The organism is Sphingomonas lenta, from assembly GCF_002288825.1.
Classification (GTDB): domain Bacteria; phylum Pseudomonadota; class Alphaproteobacteria; order Sphingomonadales; family Sphingomonadaceae; genus Sphingomonas; species Sphingomonas lenta.
Map to the genome: position 1 here is coordinate 349,383 of NZ_NSLI01000002.1, position 17,324 is coordinate 366,706.

The 17,324-nt window shown below is 70.3% G+C and carries 17 protein-coding genes; 2 read left to right on the plus strand and 15 right to left on the minus strand.

Annotation, left to right across the window (positions count from 1 at the left end):
* Positions 1–23 precede the first annotated feature (23 nt).
* The 14 genes from murC to CKY28_RS04960 form a co-directional block, all read right to left on the minus strand.
* Entirely contained in the window at positions 24–1,445 is a 1,422-nt protein-coding gene (gene murC, locus CKY28_RS04900; RefSeq protein WP_095997220.1) for a UDP-N-acetylmuramate--L-alanine ligase, read from the minus strand.
* Positions 1,442–2,587: an undecaprenyldiphospho-muramoylpentapeptide beta-N-acetylglucosaminyltransferase gene (murG, locus tag CKY28_RS04905; RefSeq protein WP_095997221.1), complete on the minus strand. Its 1,146-nt coding sequence runs from the start codon at positions 2,585–2,587 to the stop codon at positions 1,442–1,444. The genes murC and murG overlap by 4 nt, the downstream gene beginning before the upstream one ends.
* The gene (locus CKY28_RS04910) at positions 2,584–3,810 is read right to left on the minus strand and encodes an FtsW/RodA/SpoVE family cell cycle protein (protein WP_425442482.1); all 1,227 of its coding nucleotides are present in this window, start codon (positions 3,808–3,810) and stop codon (positions 2,584–2,586) included. Before CKY28_RS04910 ends, murG begins: the two co-directional genes overlap by 4 nt.
* Positions 3,807–5,093 (minus strand): UDP-N-acetylmuramoyl-L-alanine--D-glutamate ligase, encoded by a 1,287-nt coding sequence (gene murD, locus CKY28_RS04915; RefSeq protein WP_095997222.1) that lies wholly within the window; start codon positions 5,091–5,093, stop codon positions 3,807–3,809. The genes CKY28_RS04910 and murD overlap by 4 nt, the downstream gene beginning before the upstream one ends.
* Positions 5,090–6,160, minus strand: coding sequence for a phospho-N-acetylmuramoyl-pentapeptide-transferase (gene mraY, locus CKY28_RS04920; protein WP_095997223.1), 1,071 nt, complete (start codon positions 6,158–6,160; stop codon positions 5,090–5,092). The genes murD and mraY overlap by 4 nt, the downstream gene beginning before the upstream one ends.
* Complete coding sequence (locus CKY28_RS04925) at positions 6,160–7,530, minus strand: UDP-N-acetylmuramoyl-tripeptide--D-alanyl-D-alanine ligase (RefSeq protein WP_095997224.1); 1,371 nt, start codon at positions 7,528–7,530, stop codon at positions 6,160–6,162. The genes mraY and CKY28_RS04925 overlap by 1 nt, the downstream gene beginning before the upstream one ends.
* Entirely contained in the window at positions 7,527–7,658 is a 132-nt protein-coding gene (locus tag CKY28_RS19250; protein WP_281253209.1) for a hypothetical protein, read from the minus strand. The genes CKY28_RS04925 and CKY28_RS19250 overlap by 4 nt, the downstream gene beginning before the upstream one ends.
* The gene (locus tag CKY28_RS04930) at positions 7,655–9,070 is read right to left on the minus strand and encodes a UDP-N-acetylmuramoyl-L-alanyl-D-glutamate--2,6-diaminopimelate ligase (protein WP_095997636.1); all 1,416 of its coding nucleotides are present in this window, start codon (positions 9,068–9,070) and stop codon (positions 7,655–7,657) included. The genes CKY28_RS19250 and CKY28_RS04930 overlap by 4 nt, the downstream gene beginning before the upstream one ends.
* Complete coding sequence (locus tag CKY28_RS04935) at positions 9,070–10,773, minus strand: peptidoglycan D,D-transpeptidase FtsI family protein (RefSeq protein ID WP_095997225.1); 1,704 nt, start codon at positions 10,771–10,773, stop codon at positions 9,070–9,072. The genes CKY28_RS04930 and CKY28_RS04935 overlap by 1 nt, the downstream gene beginning before the upstream one ends.
* Positions 10,770–11,354 carry a hypothetical protein gene (locus CKY28_RS04940; protein ID WP_095997226.1) on the minus strand — a complete coding sequence of 195 codons (585 nt, stop codon included), beginning with the start codon at positions 11,352–11,354 and terminating at the stop codon, positions 10,770–10,772. Before CKY28_RS04940 ends, CKY28_RS04935 begins: the two co-directional genes overlap by 4 nt.
* Complete coding sequence (gene rsmH / locus CKY28_RS04945) at positions 11,351–12,283, minus strand: 16S rRNA (cytosine(1402)-N(4))-methyltransferase RsmH (protein ID WP_425442483.1); 933 nt, start codon at positions 12,281–12,283, stop codon at positions 11,351–11,353. The genes CKY28_RS04940 and rsmH overlap by 4 nt, the downstream gene beginning before the upstream one ends.
* The gene (locus CKY28_RS04950; protein WP_095997638.1) at positions 12,280–12,780 is read right to left on the minus strand and encodes a division/cell wall cluster transcriptional repressor MraZ; all 501 of its coding nucleotides are present in this window, start codon (positions 12,778–12,780) and stop codon (positions 12,280–12,282) included. The genes rsmH and CKY28_RS04950 overlap by 4 nt, the downstream gene beginning before the upstream one ends.
* 304 nt (positions 12,781–13,084) lie before the next feature.
* Positions 13,085–13,336, minus strand: coding sequence for a hypothetical protein (locus CKY28_RS04955; RefSeq protein ID WP_095997639.1), 252 nt, complete (start codon positions 13,334–13,336; stop codon positions 13,085–13,087).
* 89 nt (positions 13,337–13,425) lie between these two features.
* Entirely contained in the window at positions 13,426–14,397 is a 972-nt protein-coding gene (locus CKY28_RS04960; RefSeq protein ID WP_095997640.1) for a cysteine synthase A, read from the minus strand.
* A gap of 101 nt (positions 14,398–14,498) precedes the next feature.
* Here CKY28_RS04960 and CKY28_RS04965 point away from each other — a divergent pair, with 101 nt between their 5' ends.
* Both CKY28_RS04965 and CKY28_RS04970 read left to right on the plus strand, forming a co-directional pair.
* Complete coding sequence (locus tag CKY28_RS04965) at positions 14,499–14,765, plus strand: type II toxin-antitoxin system VapB family antitoxin (protein ID WP_095997227.1); 267 nt, start codon at positions 14,499–14,501, stop codon at positions 14,763–14,765.
* Complete coding sequence (locus CKY28_RS04970; protein WP_095997228.1) at positions 14,762–15,172, plus strand: type II toxin-antitoxin system VapC family toxin; 411 nt, start codon at positions 14,762–14,764, stop codon at positions 15,170–15,172. Before CKY28_RS04965 ends, CKY28_RS04970 begins: the two co-directional genes overlap by 4 nt.
* Positions 15,173–15,186: 14 nt before the next feature.
* Here the strand turns inward: CKY28_RS04970 and CKY28_RS04975 are convergent, their stop codons facing one another.
* Complete coding sequence (locus CKY28_RS04975; RefSeq protein ID WP_095997229.1) at positions 15,187–17,262, minus strand: amidohydrolase family protein; 2,076 nt, start codon at positions 17,260–17,262, stop codon at positions 15,187–15,189.
* Between the last annotated feature and the right edge of the window lie 62 nt (positions 17,263–17,324).

Consider the following 17,324-nt stretch of genomic DNA (forward strand, 5'->3'; position numbering starts at 1 on the left):
GGGGAGGAACGAGGTAGTGTCGCTCACGCCGCCAGTCCCCGCCGCCGCTGCTCGATCGCGGGCGCGAGTCCGGCGGCCCATTTCGTGATGTCGCCAGCACCCAGGCACACGACCATGTCGCCCGGCTCGACGGTCGCGGCCAGCTCCGCCGCCAGCGCTTGCGGGTCGCCGACCACCGCCGCGTGCCGGTGCCCGCGCCGCTTCAGCCCGTCCACCAGCGCCTCGGCGGAGACGCCCTCGATCGGCTGCTCGCCCGCGGCGTAGACGGGCGTGACGAGCACCCGGTCGGCGTCGTTGAACGCCGTCTGGAACTCCTCCATCAGGTTGCCGAGCCGCGAGTAGCGGTGCGGCTGCACCACCGCGACCACCCTGCCCCGCACGCCCTCGCGCGCCGCCGCCAGCACCGCGCGGATCTCGACCGGGTGGTGGCCGTAGTCGTCGATGATACTGACGCCGTCGACTTCGCCCACCTTGGTGAAGCGTCGCTTGACGCCGCCGAACTGGCTGAAGCCCTGTTGGATCGTCGCGTCCGGGATGCCGAGCTCCAGCGCCACGCCGACCGCCGCCAGCGCGTTCTGGACGTTGTGGCGGCCGGGCATGGGCAGCTCGATCCCCTCGATCGAGCGGACGCGACCGTCGCGCTCGCGGATCAACGCCTCGAAGCGGTTGCCGCCGGGGATAGGCTGCACGTTGACGCCGCGAACGTCGGCCTGCGCCGAGAAGCCGTAAGTGACGACGCGCCGGTCGCGCACGCGGGGCAGGATGTTCTGCACCTCCGGATGGTCGAGGCAGAGCAGCGCCGCGCCGTAGAAGGGCACGTTCTCCACGAACTGCACGAACGCGTCCTTGACCGCGTCGAAACCGCCATAATGGTCCAGGTGCTCGGGGTCGATGTTGGTGACCACCGCGACCGTGCCGTCGAGGCGCAGGAAGCTGCCGTCGCTCTCGTCGGCCTCGACGACCATCCAGTCGCTAGCGCCCAGCCGCGCATTGGAGCCGTACTGGTTGATGATGCCGCCGTTGATGACGGTGGGGTCCACACCGCCCGCGTCGAGCAGCGCCGCCACCATCGACGTGGTGGTCGTCTTGCCGTGCGTGCCCGCGACGGCGACTGTGCGCTTCAGCCGCATCAGCTCGGCGAGCATCTCCGCGCGGCGCACCACGGGGATGCGGCGGGCATAGGCGGTCTCGACCTCCGGGTTGGTCGCGCGGCTGACGGCCGTCGAGGTGACCACCACGCCCGCGTCGCCCAGATTGTCCGCCCGGTGGCCGATCGCGACGGGGATGCCGCGCGCGCGCAGTCCCTCGACCACATAGCCCTCGGCGAGGTCGGACCCCTGCACCGAATAGCCCATATTGTGCATCACCTCGGCGATGCCGGACATGCCGATGCCGCCGATGCCGACGAAGTGGATCGTGCCGATGTCGGTCGGAACGCCCGTCACGCGTAGGCGACCTTCTTCACCGGTTTCGCCACGCCGACCGGCAACGCCGATAGCGGCGCGCCGAGCTGCTCGACCAGGTCCGCCAAGTCCCGCACCGCATCCGGCTTGCCGCAAGCCCGCGCGCGGCCCGCGGCGTTCTCCAGCGCCGCGGGATCAAGGCCCAGCCGCTGCATCTGCTTGGCGAGCTCCTTGGGCGTGAAATCGTCCTGCGCGATCGTGCGCGCCCCGCCCGCCGCCGTGATCTCGCGCGCGTTCGCCGTCTGGTGATCGTCGGTGGCGCTGGGCAGCGGCACCAGGATCGCCGGCCTGCCCGCCGCCGTCAGCTCGGCGATCGTCGACGCGCCCGCACGCGCGATCACGAGGTGCGCCCAGGCGAGCTGCTCCGGCATGTCGGGCAGGTAAGTGGCGAGCTCGGCCGGGATCTCGTGCTCGGCGTATTTCGCGCGCACCGCGTCGATGTCCTCGATGCGCGCCTGGTGCGTGACCTGGAGCCGGCGGCGGAAGTTGACGGGCAGCATCGATAGCCCGTCCGGCACGACCTTGCTCAGGATGCTCGCGCCCTGGCTGCCGCCCGTCACGAGCACGCGGAAGATGCCCTCCTCCTCCAGCAGCGGATAGGGCCGGCTGCGCAGGTTGAGCACCGCCTCGCGCACCGGGTTGCCGACGTGACGGACCTTGCCCTCGTGCTTGCGCTTCAGCCGCTCCGTCTTGGCGTAGGAGGTGGCGATCGCGTCCACCTTGCCCGCGACCAGCCGGTTCACCCGCCCCAGAACGGCGTTCTGCTCGTGCACCGCCGTCGGGATGTCCTCGGCGAAGGCGGCCAGCAGCGCCGGGAACGCCGGATAACCGCCGAAACCGATCACCGCCGACGGCTTGAACGTCCTGTACAGCTCGCGCGCCATCGCCCGGCCGCGCAGCATCTCGCGCCCGGCTTGCGCCCAGCCGATCGGCCCGCCCGCGAGCCGGCCGGCCGGCAGCACATGCGTCTGCACGCCCTCGAAAAGTCCGGGGAAGCGCACGCCGCGCAGGTCGCTCACCAGCGCGACGCGATGGCCGCGCTTGTTCAGCTCGGCCGCCAGCGCCGCCGCGGGAACCATGTGGCCGCCGGTGCCGCCGGCGGCGAGGACGAAGTGTCTGCTCATGCGCTCCAACGGACCACATAAGGCGACCGCGTCAAGAACGGATTGCGCCGGGTGAACGCCAGCAGCAGGCCCATGCCGATCGACAGCGCCACCATCGACGATCCGCCATAGCTGATGAACGGAAGCGTCATGCCCTTGGACGGCGCCAGCCCCGTGTTGACCGCCATGGAGATGAGCGCCTGCGCGCCGAATTGCGTGGCGAGGCCCGCGCCGGCCAGCAGCCGAAATTCGTCCTGCTCGTCCAAGAGCTTCACGAACACGCGCACGATGATCGCCAGGAACACCACCGCGATGACCGAGCAGGCGAGCAGCCCGAACTCCTCGCCGATGACGGAGAAGATATAGTCGGTGTGCGCTTCGGGCAGGCCGAACTTGGCGTCGCCGCTGCCCGGCCCCGTCCCCGTCCAGCCGCCGCTGGTGAGCGTCCGATGCGCGGCGTCGGTCTGGAAATGGTCGGCCGCGCCCGTGCCCTCGACGTCGGGGAAGAGGAACGCGTTGATGCGGTTCCGCGCGGTCGAATAGAACAGGTAGGCCGCGACGATGCCGCCCAGCCCCGCCGCGCCCAGCCCGCCCATGACGCGCATCGACGTGCCGGCGATCATGAGCAGCGCCAGCCACACCACGCCGAACACCAGAGTCTGGCCGAAGTCCGGCTGCATCATCAGGAGCACGCCGACCAGCGCCGTCGCCGCGCCCGTAATGACCACCGTCGGCAGCTCCGGATCCTTCACCTTCAGCGACAGGAGCCACGCCACCGACACGATGAACATGGGCTTCAGGAATTCGGACGGCTGGAACTGCGCGAAGCCGACGCCGATCCAGCGGCTGGCGCCGTTCACCTCCACGCCGATGAGCGGCGTCACCGCGAGCAGCGCGACGAACAGCCCCGCCCCAGCCAGCGCGAACCGCTTGGCGAGCTGGACAGGCAGCATGGACACGCCGATCAGCACGGGCAGCGACACGCCCACCCACATCAGCTGACGCCAGAAATAGTAGAGCGGCGCGATCTGCACCGCCTCGCCCGAGTAGCGCTTGGCGCTGGCGGGCGACGCCGCGGCGACCGCGAGCAGGCCGATCGCGATCAGGAACAGCGTCAGCGCGAGCAGCACCCGGTCGATGTCCCAGAACCAGGTGCCCAGCGGCGAGCGGTCGCCGCGGCCGCCCCGGCCCTTGAACCGGGACACGACGTTGCCCTCCCGCTTGCGCACCCCCAGATCGCTCACGCCAACCCCTCCACCAGCGCGCGGAACGTGTCTCCACGCTCCTCGTAATCACGAAACTGATCGAACGACGCCGCCGCCGGCGACAGCAGCACGGCGTCCCCCGGCCGTGCCGCGTCCGCCGCCGCTACGACGGCGCGGTCCAGCGTCCCCGCCTCGTCCACCGCCAGCCCGGCGTCGCGCAGCGCCCGCGCGAAGACCGGTCCGGCCTCGCCGATCGTGTAGGCGCGGACGACACGGTCGAAATAAGGACGGCACGCGTCCAGGCCGTCGCCCTTGGCGCGCCCGCCCAAGATCCAGTGAACGCGCGGATACGCGCCCAGCGCGGGCGCGGTCGATTCCGGATTGGTCGCCTTGCTGTCGTCCACGAACACGACGCCGTCATGCACGCCGACCTGCTCCATCCGGTGCGGCAGGCCCCGAAAGGTTTCCAGCCCGCGGTCGATGTCGCGCTCCGAGACGCCCAACGCGCGCGCGACCGCGATGGCGGCGAGCGCGTTCTGCGCGTTGTGCGGCCCCTGCAGCGACGGCCAGCGCGACTGGTCCATGCACACGCCGGGCGCGATCTTGGTCAGGTGCTCACCGCGCGCCGAGAGCGAACGGGCGATGTCGTACGACGCCTCGTCGCCGATGCCGACGATCGCCTCGTGCTCGGGCGACTGCATCGCGAACAGCCGCGCCTTGGACGCGGCGTACGCCTCGAAACCGTCATAACGGTCGAGATGGTCGGGCGTGATGTTGAGCAGCACGGCGACGTCGCAGTCGAGGCCGGTCGTGAGGTCGATCTGGTAGCTCGACAGCTCGAGCACGTAGACGCCGCCTTCCGGCAACGGATCCTGCTCAAGGATGGGTAGACCGATGTTGCCGCCCATCAGGCTAGGCACGCCCGCGGTTTGCAGAATGTGGTGCACGAGCGCGGTGGTGGTCGACTTGCCGTTCGTGCCGGTGATCCCGACCACCTTGTGCGGCGGCAGCTCGGCGCGCGCCTGCGCGAACAGCTCGATGTCGCCGATGATCGGTGTGCCCGCCGCACGCGCCCTGGCGGCGAGCGGGTGCGTGTTGAGCGGGACGCCGGGCGAGACGACGAGCGCGTCGAATTGCGAGAGGTCCACCGTGTCGAGATCGGCGACCGTCGCGCCGGTCACGGCCGCGCGCTTCGTCTCATCGCTGTCCCAGACCACCACCTCCGCGCCCGCCGCGACCAGCGCGCGCACGGTCGCCGCGCCCGACCGCGCCAACCCCAGCACGGCGTAGCGCTTTCCCGCCCAGGCGCGCGCGGTTATCACCGCAGCTTCAGCGTCGACAGGCCGGCCAGCGCCAGCACCAGGCTGATGATCCAGAAGCGGATCACCACTGTCGGCTCCGACCAGCCCAGCTGCTCGAAATGATGGTGGATGGGCGCCATGCGGAAGACGCGCTTGCCCGTGCGCTTATAGAAGAAGACCTGGATGATGACCGACAGCGCCTCGACGACGAACAGGCCGCCGATGATGCCCAGCACCAGTTCATGGTGCGCCACCACCGCGATCGTGCCGAGCGCACCGCCCAGCGCGAGGCTGCCGGTGTCGCCCATGAACACGGCCGCGGGCGGCGCGTTGAACCAGAGGAACGCGAGCCCTCCGCCGACCACCGCGCCGCAGAAGATGGTGAGCTCGCCCGCCCCGTTGACGTAGGGGATGCCGAGATAATCGGCGAACCGCACATTGCCGGCCAGATAGGCGATCAGCATGAACGCCACCGACGCGATGATTACCGGCATCGTCGCCAGCCCGTCGAGCCCGTCGGTAAGGTTCACCGCATTGCCGAACGCCACGATCACGAACGCGGCGAACAGCGGGTAGAACCAGCCCAGGTCGATATACATCCGGTCGGTGAAGGGCAGGAACAGCGGAGTCCCGTTCTGCCGCATGATGATCCACGCGGCCACGCCCGCGATGGCGAACTCCAGCAAGAGGCGCGTGCGCCCCGACACGCCCGCGGTGGACGCTTTGCGCACCTTGTCCCAGTCGTCGAGGAAGCCGATCGACCCGAAGCCCAGCGTTACGAACAGGCACGCCCAGACGAACGGATTGGACAGGTCCATCCACAGCAGCACGGACAGGCCCAGCGCGGTCAGGATCATCAGCCCGCCCATGGTGGGCGTGCCGCGCTTGGCGAGGTGCGACTGGGGACCGTCGGTGCGGATCGGCTGACCCTTGCCCTGGCGCACGCGCAGCCAGCCGATGAACTTCGGCCCGATGATGAGGCCGATGACGAGCGCGGTCGCGATCGCCCCGCCCGTGCGGAACGACAGGTAACGGATCAGGTTGAGGACGCCGGGAAATCCCAGCGCGTCCGCGATCCAGTAAAGCATTACACCCCGCCTTCGAGCGCCGCGACCACGCGCGACAACCCCACCCCGTTCGACCCTTTGACGAGCACCGCGTCCCCCGGGGCCAGCACGGCCTTGAGCCGGTCCAGCGCCGTCGCAGCGTCCCGCACATGCACGATGTTCACCCGCCCCTCAAGCGCGCGGGCGAGCGGCTCCATCGCTTCGCCGACGAGCAGCGCCGTTTCGACGCTCGCGCCCGCGATCGGGTCGGCGAGCTCGGCGTGCAGCTGCTCCGATTGCGCGCCCAATTCGCGCATCTCACCCAGCACGGCGATCTTGCGGCCGGGCTCGTGCGCCAGCACCTTCAGGCTCGCGCGCATGGAGGCGGCATTGGCGTTGTAGCTCTCGTCGATCACGAGCGCTTGGCCCCCGTCGACCGCCACCAACGACCGCGCGCCGCGGCCCGGCAATCCGCCCATCTCCGCCAATGCGAGCCCCGCCTGACCCAGGTCCGCGCCGACCGCGTCCACCGCCGCCAGCACCGCCAGCGCGTTCGACACCCAGTGCTCGCCCGGCTGCGCCACGGTGAAACTGAGCTCCCGCCCCTCGCCCATCACCGCCGTGACGAACGTGCCGCCGGTCGGCAGGCGCATCGCGTCGCGTGCCCACACGTCCGCGCCCTTGCCCGTCCCGAAGGTGACGACGCGCTCGGCGTGCGCGCGCGCCGCGCTCGCGAGGCGGTCGCGATGCGGGCTGTCGAACGGCACGATCGCGACGCCGCCCGGCTCCAGCCCCTGGAAAATCTCCGCCTTGGCGTCGGCGATGCCCTCGATCGAGTCGAAGAACTCGATATGCGCGGGCGCGATGGCGGTGACGATCGCGACGTGCGGGCGCACCATCCGCGTCAGCTCGGCGATCTCGCCGGCATGATTCATGCCCATCTCGAACACGCCGTAGACGCTGCCCTGCGGCATGCGCGCCAGGCTCAGCGGCACGCCCGTATGGTTGTTGTAGCTCTTCACCGATCGGTGCACCCGATCGTGGTTCGACCGCTCCAGCGCGGCGTAGAGCGCCTCCTTGGCCGACGTCTTGCCGACGGAGCCGGTGACGCCGATCACCCTCGCCTCCGTCCTGGCGCGGCTCGCCCGGCCTAGCGCCTGCAGCGCGGCGAAGCTGTCGGCCACGCGGACGTGCGGTCCCTCGCACGACCCGGAAACGATCGCCCCGGCGGCCCCTTGCGCGAACGCTTGGGGTAGAAAGCGATGTCCGTCCGTGACCTCTCCCTGCATGGCCACGAACAGATCGCTTGGGCCCACCTCGCGCGAGTCGAACGCGACGCCGGACACCTCGAACTCTTGGGACGCCGTTCCGCCGGTCGCGCTCGCGATCTCGGCGGACGTCCAAAGGTTCACCGTGCGCCCTCGAGACGGGGCAGCGGCCGGGGCGACAGATCGCCGCTCCCGAACTTCAGCCCCAGCTTGGGACGCTTCGACTTGCCCTCGCGGGTCTCGAACATTGCCTTACGCTCAGTCACACTCATCTCGCACACTCCCGGGCCACAGCCACGTCGTCGAAGGGAAGGACGAGGTCACCGACGACCTGTCCCTGCTCATGCCCCTTGCCCGCCACCAGCACGATATCGGCCGGTCCTGCTTCCCCGATCGCCGCCGCGATTGCCTCGCGGCGGTCCCCGATCTCGACGGCGTCCCTGACGCCGTCGATAACCATCCGGCGGATCGCCGCCGGGTCTTCCGAACGCGGGTTGTCGTCGGTGACGATCACCCGGTCCGCCATGCGCGCGGCGACCGCGCCCATCTCGCTACGCTTGCCCTGGTCGCGGTCGCCTCCCGCGCCGAACACCAGGATCAGCCTGCCCTGCGCATGCGGCTTCAGCGCCGCGATCGCCGCCTCCAGCGCGTCGGGCGTGTGCGCGTAATCGACATAGACGGGTGCGCCCGTCCGCGTGATCACCGCCCGCTCCAGCCGCCCGCGCACCGGCTGCAGCCGGGCGAGCGCCTGCAGCGTCGCCTTGACCTCGCCGCCGGTCGCGATGACCAGTCCCGCCGCGACTAGCGCGTTCGCAGCCTGGTAAGCGCCGATCAGCGGCAGCATAACCTTGTGCTCCGCACCGTCAGCCTCGATCACCAGCGCCTGCCCGAGCAGAGTCGGCGCACGCGACAGGAGCCGCAGCGCATCGCCACGCTCGCCGACCATCAGCACGCGCGCACCCCTCGCGCGGGCGACCTCGGCGACCTGGCCCGATACGGGATCGTCCGCCCACACCACCGCCGCACCGCCGGGCGAGACCACGTCGGAGAACAAGCGCAGCTTGGCGGCGAGATACGCCTCCATCGTGCCGTGATAGTCGAGGTGGTCGCGGCTCAGGTTGGTGAACGCCGCCGCCGCGACGGGCAGACCTTCGGTGCGGTACTGGTCCAGCCCGTGGCTCGACGCCTCGAACGCGACATGCGTCACGCCCTCGCGCGCGAGCCCGGCGACGTTGGACAGGAAGGTGACGATGTCGGGCGTGGTCAGCCCGGTCGTCACCCGCTCGTCGGCCGTGGTCACGCCCAGCGTGCCGATGGACGCGGCGTGGTGGCCCGCCATGCGCCAGAGCTGGCGCGTCATCTCGACCGTGGAGGTCTTGCCGTTGGTGCCCGTCACCGCGACCGCGGTCTCCGGGAAGGGCGCGAAGAACTTGGCCGCGAGTTGCGCAAAGCGGGCGCGGGGCGCGGGATCGGCGATGTGCACCGCGCCGTCGACCTGCGCGTCCGGCGCGGCGACCACCGCCACCGCCCCGCTGCCGACCGCGGCGGGGATGAAGTCCTCGCCGTTGAAGCGCTGTCCGGGGAAGGCGCCGAAGACGGTGCCGGGCGCGACCTTGCGATGATCGATGGCGAAGCCGGTCACCGGCTCCGCGCGATCATCGCCCAGAAGCGCGCCCAGCCGCATCAGTGCGCCTTCTCGCCCGGCGCGCGCCACAGCAGCGGCATGATGTCGGACTGATCCACGTCGCGGCGGTCGTCGGGGATCACGCCCAGCAGCGCACCCGTCCGCGCGATCACGCGGCTGACGACCGGCGCGGCGGTGTAGGCGGCCGTGGTCTGGAACTGGTTCGCCTCGACCCGCTTGGGCGAGTCCATCATCGCAATCACGACGTAGCGGGGCGCGTCCATCGGAAAGGCTGCGGCGAAGGTGGAGACGTTGGCGTTCTTGGCGTAGCCGCCCGCCTGCGGCACCTCGGCGGTGCCCGTCTTGCCGCCGACGCGATAGCCCGGCGCCTCCGCCTTCTTGCCCGTGCCTTCCTGGACGATTAGCCGCATCATCTGGCGCATGCGCCGGCTCGTCTCCTCGCTGATGACGCGGCGGCCCTGCGGCGCGCGGCCCGGCTCGACCTTGAGCAGCGTCGTCGGACGCCACACGCCGCCGTTGATCATCGCGGCGTAGGCGTTGGCGAGGTGCAGCGGCGTCACCGCGATGCCGTGGCCGTAGGCGGTCGTCATGGTGGTCGTCCGCGCCCAGAAGCTCGGCCATATCGGACGCCCCTTCTCGCGCAGCTCCACGTCGGGCTTGGTGTCGAAGCCGAGGCGGCGGAACATCGCCTGCATCCGCTGCGGCCCGATCTCGTCGGCGATGCGCGCGGTGGCGATGTTGGACGAGTGCATCAGCATCTCGGGGATGTTGAGCCAGCGGTTCTGCGCGTGGTCGTCCTTGATGCGAAAGCGGCCGACCTGGAGCGGCGCGGTGGCGTCGAAGCGGCGCGAGACGGTCGCGACGCCCGTCTCCAGCGCGATCGCGGCGGTGATCACCTTGAACGTGGAGCCCAACTCGTAGACCGACTGGACGGTGTTGTTGCGCAGCTCCTCCGTGCCCGCCATGCCGACCCGGTTCGGGTTGAACACAGGCAGCGACACCATGGACACAATCTCGCCCGTGTCGGCGTCGAGCACGAGGCCGGCAGCACCCCGCGCCTGCATCGACAGCATGGCGCGGCTGAGCTCGCTTTCCATCGCCGCCTGCACGCGCATGTCGAGCGACAGCGCGACGGGCTTGCCGTTCAGCGCGGGGTTGGTGAGCTGCTCGTCGAGCACGCGCTCCATGCCGCTCATGCCCTTCCCGTCGGTCGACAGAAAGCCGAGCGCGTGGGCCGCCATGGTGGACTGCGGATAGAGACGCTGCGTCTCGCGGTCGAACACGATCGCCGGCTCGCCGATCGCGTTTACCGCTTCCACGAGCGCGGGGCTGGCGCGGCGCTGGAGATAGGTGAAGCTGACGTCGGACGTCAGCAGCCGGTGGAAAAACCACTGGTCGCCCCGCTCCGGCATCAGCTCCGCCAGCTTCTGCGCGACCTCCATCGGATCACCCAGCATCTTCTTCGGGTGCACGCCGATCGTCCACGCGTCGATCGTGCGCGCCAGCGGCTCGCCGTTGCGGTCGACGATGTCCCCGCGCGGGCTCGCCGTCAGCCGGTTCGCGCCCGCGTCGCCGTCCGCGAACAGTGCCAAGAGGAACAGCCGCCCGATGATGAGCGTCACCGCCGCCCCGAACAGCAGCATAAGCATCATCAGCCGCATGTGCGATATCGCGACCAGCGCGTGGCGCTGGCCGGCGGTGCGTCGCTGGTGCGCGACGGGACGGGCGACGACTAGGGTCAACGCGAGGCCTCGGCCCGGGCACGCGCACCCAAGTCGGCGAGCAGGTTGCCATCGATCATGGCCACGCGCTGAAGCCGGGCCGAGGCCGGACGCGCGGCCGGCGGGGCCGCGGCGGCGGCCACGGCCCCGTTCGACGTCACGGGCGCGCGCGCGACGGCGTGCGCGACCGCGCCCGCCCCGGCGGGAGCCTTTGCCGTCTCCATCATCGGCTCCGGCGCGACCGGCAACGACGGCACGACCAGCGCCGCCGTCTTCATTTCACCCTCGCCGCCCGGCATCGCCGGCACCCGGTACAGCGCACTCGCCAGCTGCCGCTCGTCCGCGACGAACTGCCCGGCCACCGGCGCGGACAGCGCCAGGATGTCGCCGTTCCACTTCTCCAGCTGCTGGAGGTTGGCGCGCGTGTCGAACTCCGTCTCGAGCGCGCGGATGTCGCGTTCGGCGGCGCGGATGCGGCCGTTCAGCGCCTCCAGCTTGTTTCGCTCGCCCGCCACCTGGAGCGAGACGAGATAGAAGCTGAGCACGATCCCCGCGCAGCTCGCGAACCATCCCAGACCGCGCAAGCGGTACGCCGCCATCATACCCCTGTCTCCGTGTTCCACGCGGGCGCCCCCGTGCGCCGCGCCGTACGCAACGTGGCCGACCGCGCGCGCGGGTTGCGCGCGAGCTCGGCCTCACCAGCCCGGATCGCCGGGCCGACCTTCTCGAAACTGGGCTCCGGACCCCGCACCGCCTGCGGCAGGTGCCGCGAGCCGCCGGGCGTCGAGCCCGACCGCTCGCGCAGGAAGCGCTTGACCATCCGGTCCTCGAGCGAATGGAACGTCACCACCGCGAGCCGCCCGCCCGGCTTCAGCACCCGCTCCGCCGCCGCCAACCCGTCGGCCAGCTCGCCCAGCTCGCGGTTCACATGGATGCGGACCGCCTGGAAAACGCGGGTCGCCGGGTCCTTCTTGTCGTGCGGCCGGTGCCCCAGCGCGCGGCGCACGACCGCGGCGAGCTCCGACGTGCGCGTCAGCGGCCGCGCGTCCACGATCGCGCGCGCGATCCGGCGCGATTTCGGCTCCTCGCCGTACCGGTAGATGACGTCGGCGATCTCGCTCTCGTCGGCGGTGTTCAGGAAATCCGCCGCGCTCGGGCCCTCTTGGGCCATGCGCATGTCGAGCGGCCCGTCCGTCTGGAACGAGAAGCCGCGCTCGGCCCGGTCGAGCTGCATGGACGACACGCCGATGTCCATAACGACCCCGTCGACGGGCTCAGGAACCCCCCGCTCCATCCCGGAGAAGTCGTCATGGACCAGCGTGAGCTCGGCGTCCTCCGCGAGGTCGCGCCCGGCGGCGATCGCGTCCGGGTCGCGGTCGAACGCGATCACGCGCGCGCCGCGGGCGAGCAGCGCGCGCGTGTAGCCGCCCGCGCCGAAGGTCGCGTCGACCATCGTCTCGCCCGCCCGCGGCTCGAGCGCGTCCACCACCTCGTCGAGGAGCACGGGGATATGGGGGGCGTCCGCGATCACAGCGCGATCCCCTTTTCCTGGCAGTAGTAGCGGCAGGCCGAAACCATCGCGCGCGGCAGGTCCGGCGTCTCGACCAGCGTCTTCGGGTCCCAGATCTCGATCGCGTCCAACGTGCCCCAGAAAAAGGCGTGGCTCCCTATGCCGGCATGAAAACGCGGAAAGCCCGGCATGATGAAGCGGCCCGACCCGTCGAAGGGCACCGCCTCGCCGTTCGCGCCGTTGCGCTTGATGTTGGGATCGACCTTACCGTCGCTTCCGCGGGACAACTCGGTGCGCTTGTCCAACTCGGCCTTGAGCTCGGCCAGGTAGGCCGGGTCGTAAGCGACCAAACAGGGCTGGTCCTCGTGCACTGCGACGATGATGGTGCCGCCGTCCTTGCCGTCGGCCCGAGGAGCGTTCTCCGCCAGCGTCGAGCGGAGCGCATTGGGGATGGCGACGCGACCCTTGTCGTCCACCAGACCCAAGCCTCCTCCCTGATAAAGACGCCGATCCGCCACGCCACCCTCGCACCCGGGAAGCGCACGACCCACCGCTCGCCGAACCGCGGCCATCGCCGCCGATCGACCCTGTTTTCAGCAAACAGTGGACCTGCCCCGTTGCTGATCTTGATATCAACGGGGTCTGCGGGACGCAACGGGATATTCGGGGAAAGTTGGGGATAACTCCCCTTAACCGGGCGGCGCTCCGGGAGAATGTGGCAGGCGCGAGCCGTCGCGCACGCCTCCGAAAGGCACGCAAAAGGTCGGTTCTGAAGCTAGAAGAGAAATCATGCCCAGGGCGTCCCCGGATTTCCCCGCCGGATCAGCGCGTCTGGTTGGCGGCGGGATCGACGCTGGCCGATCCGGGCGCCACGCCCAGGTCCGCGAGCGGCTCGTCCGACTCGTTCACCGCCGCCCCGTTCGCGGACGTGATGTTCGCCACGACGGCCGAGTCCGCGCCGCCGGCGGCGGTACGGCCGCGCTGGTCGCGGACGCCGGAGAACAGCACGGAGGCGAGCCCGATCAGCAGGATCACAGCGGCCAGTCCGATCATTCCGACCCGGACGCGCTGCATCGACTGGCTCTTTTCGTCGGCAACCCGTTTCATTCGAGCGACCAGATTAACCCATCGGAGCCGCCATGTCGATTCGCAAGCGTATCGCCCTACGGCCGCAGGCCCTTCGCCGCGCGCCACTCGGGATTGTGCAGCGTCGACAAGTAACGGAAGCCCGTGTCGCACAGGATCGTGGCGATCCGCTTGCCGGACCCGAGCGCACGGGCGAGGTGTACCGCGCCCGCCACGTTGATGCCGGACGACAGGCCCAGGCACAGCCCTTCTTCGTCGAGCAGGCGACGCACCCACTCCCAGCCTTCCTGGTCGCTGATGCGGAACTGCGTGTCCACGGGCGCGCCGTCCAGATTGCCGGTAATCCGTCCCTGCCCGATCCCCTCCGCGACCGAGTTCCCCTCGCCGCGCAGCTCGCCGTTCGCGTAGTATTCGTAGAGCGCCGCGCCGTGCGGGTCGGAGAGCGCGATCACCACCGACTCGTCCTTCGCCTTCAGCCCCATGCCCACGCCCGCCAGCGTGCCGCCCGTCCCGACCGCGCAGGTGAAGCCGTCGATCCGGCCGTCCATCTGCGTCCAGATCTCTTCCGCGGTGCCGACCACATGCGCGCGCCGGTTCGCGACGTTGTCGAACTGGTTGGCCCAGACCGCGCCCTCCGTCTCCTCCGCCATCCGCCGGCTGATGTGCACGAAGTGGCAGGGCGATGAGTAAGGCGCGGCCGGCACCGTCACCAGCTCCGCGCCCAACGCACGCAACGTATCCATCTTCTCGCGCGACTGCGTCTCCGGCATGACGATGACGGTGCGATAGCCTTTGGCGTTCCCCACCAGCGCCAGCCCGATGCCCGTATTGCCCGCCGTCCCTTCGACGATGCAGCCGCCCGGCTTCAGGAGCCCACGCTCCTCCGCGTCCTCGACGATGAACAGCGCCGCGCGGTCCTTCACCGACCCGCCCGGATTGGCGAACTCGCATTTGCCGAAAATGTCGCATCCCGTCGCCTCGCTCGGGCCTTTGAGCCGGACGAGCGGCGTATCGCCGATGAGGGACAGGGTGTCGGGAAGCGTGCGCATGCCCGGCCACATGGTCGCAAGCTCTTGGGCCTACAAGCGACTTCCGCTTCGTTGCCGCCTAGTTCGTGTGATGGTAGATGCCGAAGCGACGGAGGTAGAACATGGGTGTTCAGCTCAACATCAAGGACGAGCGCACGGTACGCCTGGCGCGCGAGCTGGCCGATGCGACGGGCCGCTCGGTCACGGAGACGATCCGGGAGGCCCTAGAACGCGAGCATCGCGAGTTGACTGCCTTGCGCGAGGAGCGACTGCGTCGGATGAAGGCGGCCGTCGAGGAGTTCCAACAGTATCTGCCGCCTGAATGGAAGGGGAAGACGTCTACGCAGATCCTTCGCGAATTTCGTGAAGAGGACGGGTCGGGAACGTGATTCTGGATACCTCGGCGGTATTTGCCGTGTTGCTGAAAGAGGACGGGCATGCCGCGTTCCTCGACCGGATGAGCGACGCTTCTCATTTGCTAATGTCCGCCGGCTCTTGGGTGGAGCTGACTGCGGTGGCTGTACGTGGGCGCAAGATACCGCCCGCCGCGCTCGACAAAGCCGCGGCCGAGTTGGGCGTCCAAGTCGTACCCGTAACCCTGGAACACGCCGAGCTCGCGCGCGCCGCCTATCGCACCTACGGCCGCGGCACCGGCCACCCCGCCAGCCTCAACTTCGGCGACTGCTTCGCCTACGCGCTCGACAAATCGACGGGCGAGCCGCTGCTGTTCAAGGGCGACGATTTCGCCGCAACCGATATCGTGTCCGCCGTCCCGACAGGTCGGGCGGCTTCGTGATCCAGTGCGCGCCGTTACTTCGGCGCGCCCGAGAAGCCCGCCGCCCGGCGCAGCTCGTCCGCGTTCATCAGCGCGCCGTCGGACATCACCCACTGCGTTCGCCTGAGGGCGCCGATCTCCGCCGACACGTCGCCGTCGACCAGCACCAGGTCCGCCTCCTTGCCGACGGCGATGGAGCCGGTCGTCCCGCCCACGCCGGCGAGGCGGGCCGGCGCGATCGTCGCGGTGGCGAGCGCCTGGGCGGGGGTCATGCCGGCCCGGACGTAGAGCTCCAGCTCGCGGACGAGCTCCAGCCCGCCGCCGTCGGTCCCGGCCACGATCGGCACGTTCGCGTCGTGCAGCTTCTTGGTCAGCTGGACGAGCTTGGCGAAGCTCGCGCGATAATCGGCGCGCGTCACCCCGGCCGGCGGCTTGAACCCGCCTTCGCGGAAGCCGCGCTCCGCCTGCGGCGGCATGGTGCCGACGAACGGCGCGTAGGCGGGCGACAGGTCGCCGTTCTCCGGTACGTACAGCCCCTCGAACGTGACCAGCGTCGGGTCCACCACCGTACCGCGCCGCGCCATCTCGGCGACGAGCGAGCGCATCGGCTCCGCGTCGAGGTCAACGTCCTTGGCGTAGCGGCCCGGCCCCTCGAAGCGCGCGATGCCGTTGGACACGTCCACCACGCTGTCGGGCAGCGCCTGCATCATCACGAAGTTGATGTGCGTGATCTCGTCGTAACCGCGCGCGATCACGTCCTTGGCGCGCAGCGTCGCCGGGATATGGCCGTGGACGTGCAGCCCCAGCCGCTTCGCCTCGGCGACGCCCGCCCACAGCCATTCGGGCTTCATGCTCGTGTAGAATTTGACGCCGGTGAACCCGCTGTCCTTGGCGCGGCGCACGGCGGCCAGCGTCTCCTCGACCGACGATACGGACAGGCCGCCCTGCGCCTGCAGCGGCCCCTTCCCGTCGATCAGGACCGACGAGTAGACCGTCGGAAACAGCAGCTGCCCGGCCGCGACGCGCTTCCGGCGCAGCTCGGTCGCCTGCACGTTGGCGCCCGGATCGCGCGCGGACGTCTCGCCCATCGACAGCAGCATGAGGCCCTGCCGGTCGGAACCGACATGCATGTGCGCGTCCCACAGCCCGGGCGTCAGCGTTTTGCCGCGCCCGTCGATCACGCGGGCGTTCGCCGGCACCCGCACGCTCGCCGCCGGCCCGACCGCGGCGATGGTGCGGCCGTTGGTCACGACCGTCTGACCCCCGACGAAGCGCTTGCCCTCGGCGTCGAACATGCGGACATTGGTGAAGGCGACGGGCACGGGCGAGACTTGGCCGAAGCGCCGGGCGATCTCCGGGCTGCGCGCCGTGAGCGCGTCGATCTGCGCCCGCTGGATCTTCAGGAGGTCGCCGGCATACTCGCGCGGCAGCATCCCCATGCCGTACACGACGAATGCGAAGAAGCTGCCGTCCTGGTTCAGGAGGACGGGCAGCGGCTCCAGCCCCAGGCCCTCGATCGACCAGGCGGTCACCGTCTTGGCCGTCGCGCCGCCGCCCACGGGCACGTCGACCAGCTTGACCATGCGCGCCTCGCCGCTCGGCAGCATGCGGAGCGTGCGGTTGGGCGCGCGATACAGCGCCTCGGCGAAGATCGCGTTGGCGGACCATGGCCCGCCGTAAGCGGAGTAGAAGGCGCGGCCGTCGAACGGCGCGCTCGCGTTCTCGACCTTGTTGCGCCAGCGCGCGACGCCGTCCCGCACCTCGAACAGCTCGCCCGCGTCGCCGCCCGGCGTGAAGCCGCGCACCACGATCCGCTCCGGCAGGCCGTTCGCGCCCAGTCGCGTCGTCTGATCCAGTTCGAACAGCTGCCCGCGCAGGTTCATGCTGAACCGGTGCGCGAGCGAGCCGTCGGGCAGCCGCCAAGCCGCCGCGGTCCCGTGCTCGCCCGCTTGGCTCACGACGACGTAGCGCTGCGCGTCCGCGGGCGGAACCAGCAGGTCGGCGGTCGACGGGGCCGCGGGCGCTGCGGCCTGCCTGGCCGGCTCGTGCGCGTGGGCCGGCGCGGTCGAGAACAGGAGTGCGGCGAGCAGCGCGGCGCGGCGACGGATCATATGCGGTCTCCCCCAGAGATCGGAAGAGGCTACACGAAGCGCCGCGCCCGGCAAGCGGCCTT

What these genes read in the sequence shown, in the direction of transcription:
- murG (WP_095997221.1), bottom strand. Translation starts at nt 2,587, where the DNA reads ATGAGCAGACACTTCGTCCTCGCCGCCGGCGGCACCGGCGGCCACATG.
- mraY (WP_095997223.1), bottom strand. Translation starts at nt 6,160, where the DNA reads ATGCTTTACTGGATCGCGGACGCGCTGGGATTTCCCGGCGTCCTCAAC.
- CKY28_RS19250 (WP_281253209.1), bottom strand. Translation starts at nt 7,658, where the DNA reads ATGAGTGTGACTGAGCGTAAGGCAATGTTCGAGACCCGCGAGGGCAAG.
- CKY28_RS04930 (WP_095997636.1), bottom strand. Translation starts at nt 9,070, where the DNA reads ATGCGGCTGGGCGCGCTTCTGGGCGATGATCGCGCGGAGCCGGTGACC.
- CKY28_RS04940 (WP_095997226.1), bottom strand. Translation starts at nt 11,354, where the DNA reads ATGATGGCGGCGTACCGCTTGCGCGGTCTGGGATGGTTCGCGAGCTGC.
- CKY28_RS04955 (WP_095997639.1), bottom strand. Translation starts at nt 13,336, where the DNA reads ATGCAGCGCGTCCGGGTCGGAATGATCGGACTGGCCGCTGTGATCCTG.
- CKY28_RS04960 (WP_095997640.1), bottom strand. Translation starts at nt 14,397, where the DNA reads ATGCGCACGCTTCCCGACACCCTGTCCCTCATCGGCGATACGCCGCTC.
- CKY28_RS04965 (WP_095997227.1), top strand. Translation starts at nt 14,499, where the DNA reads ATGGGTGTTCAGCTCAACATCAAGGACGAGCGCACGGTACGCCTGGCG.
- CKY28_RS04975 (WP_095997229.1), bottom strand. Translation starts at nt 17,262, where the DNA reads ATGATCCGTCGCCGCGCCGCGCTGCTCGCCGCACTCCTGTTCTCGACC.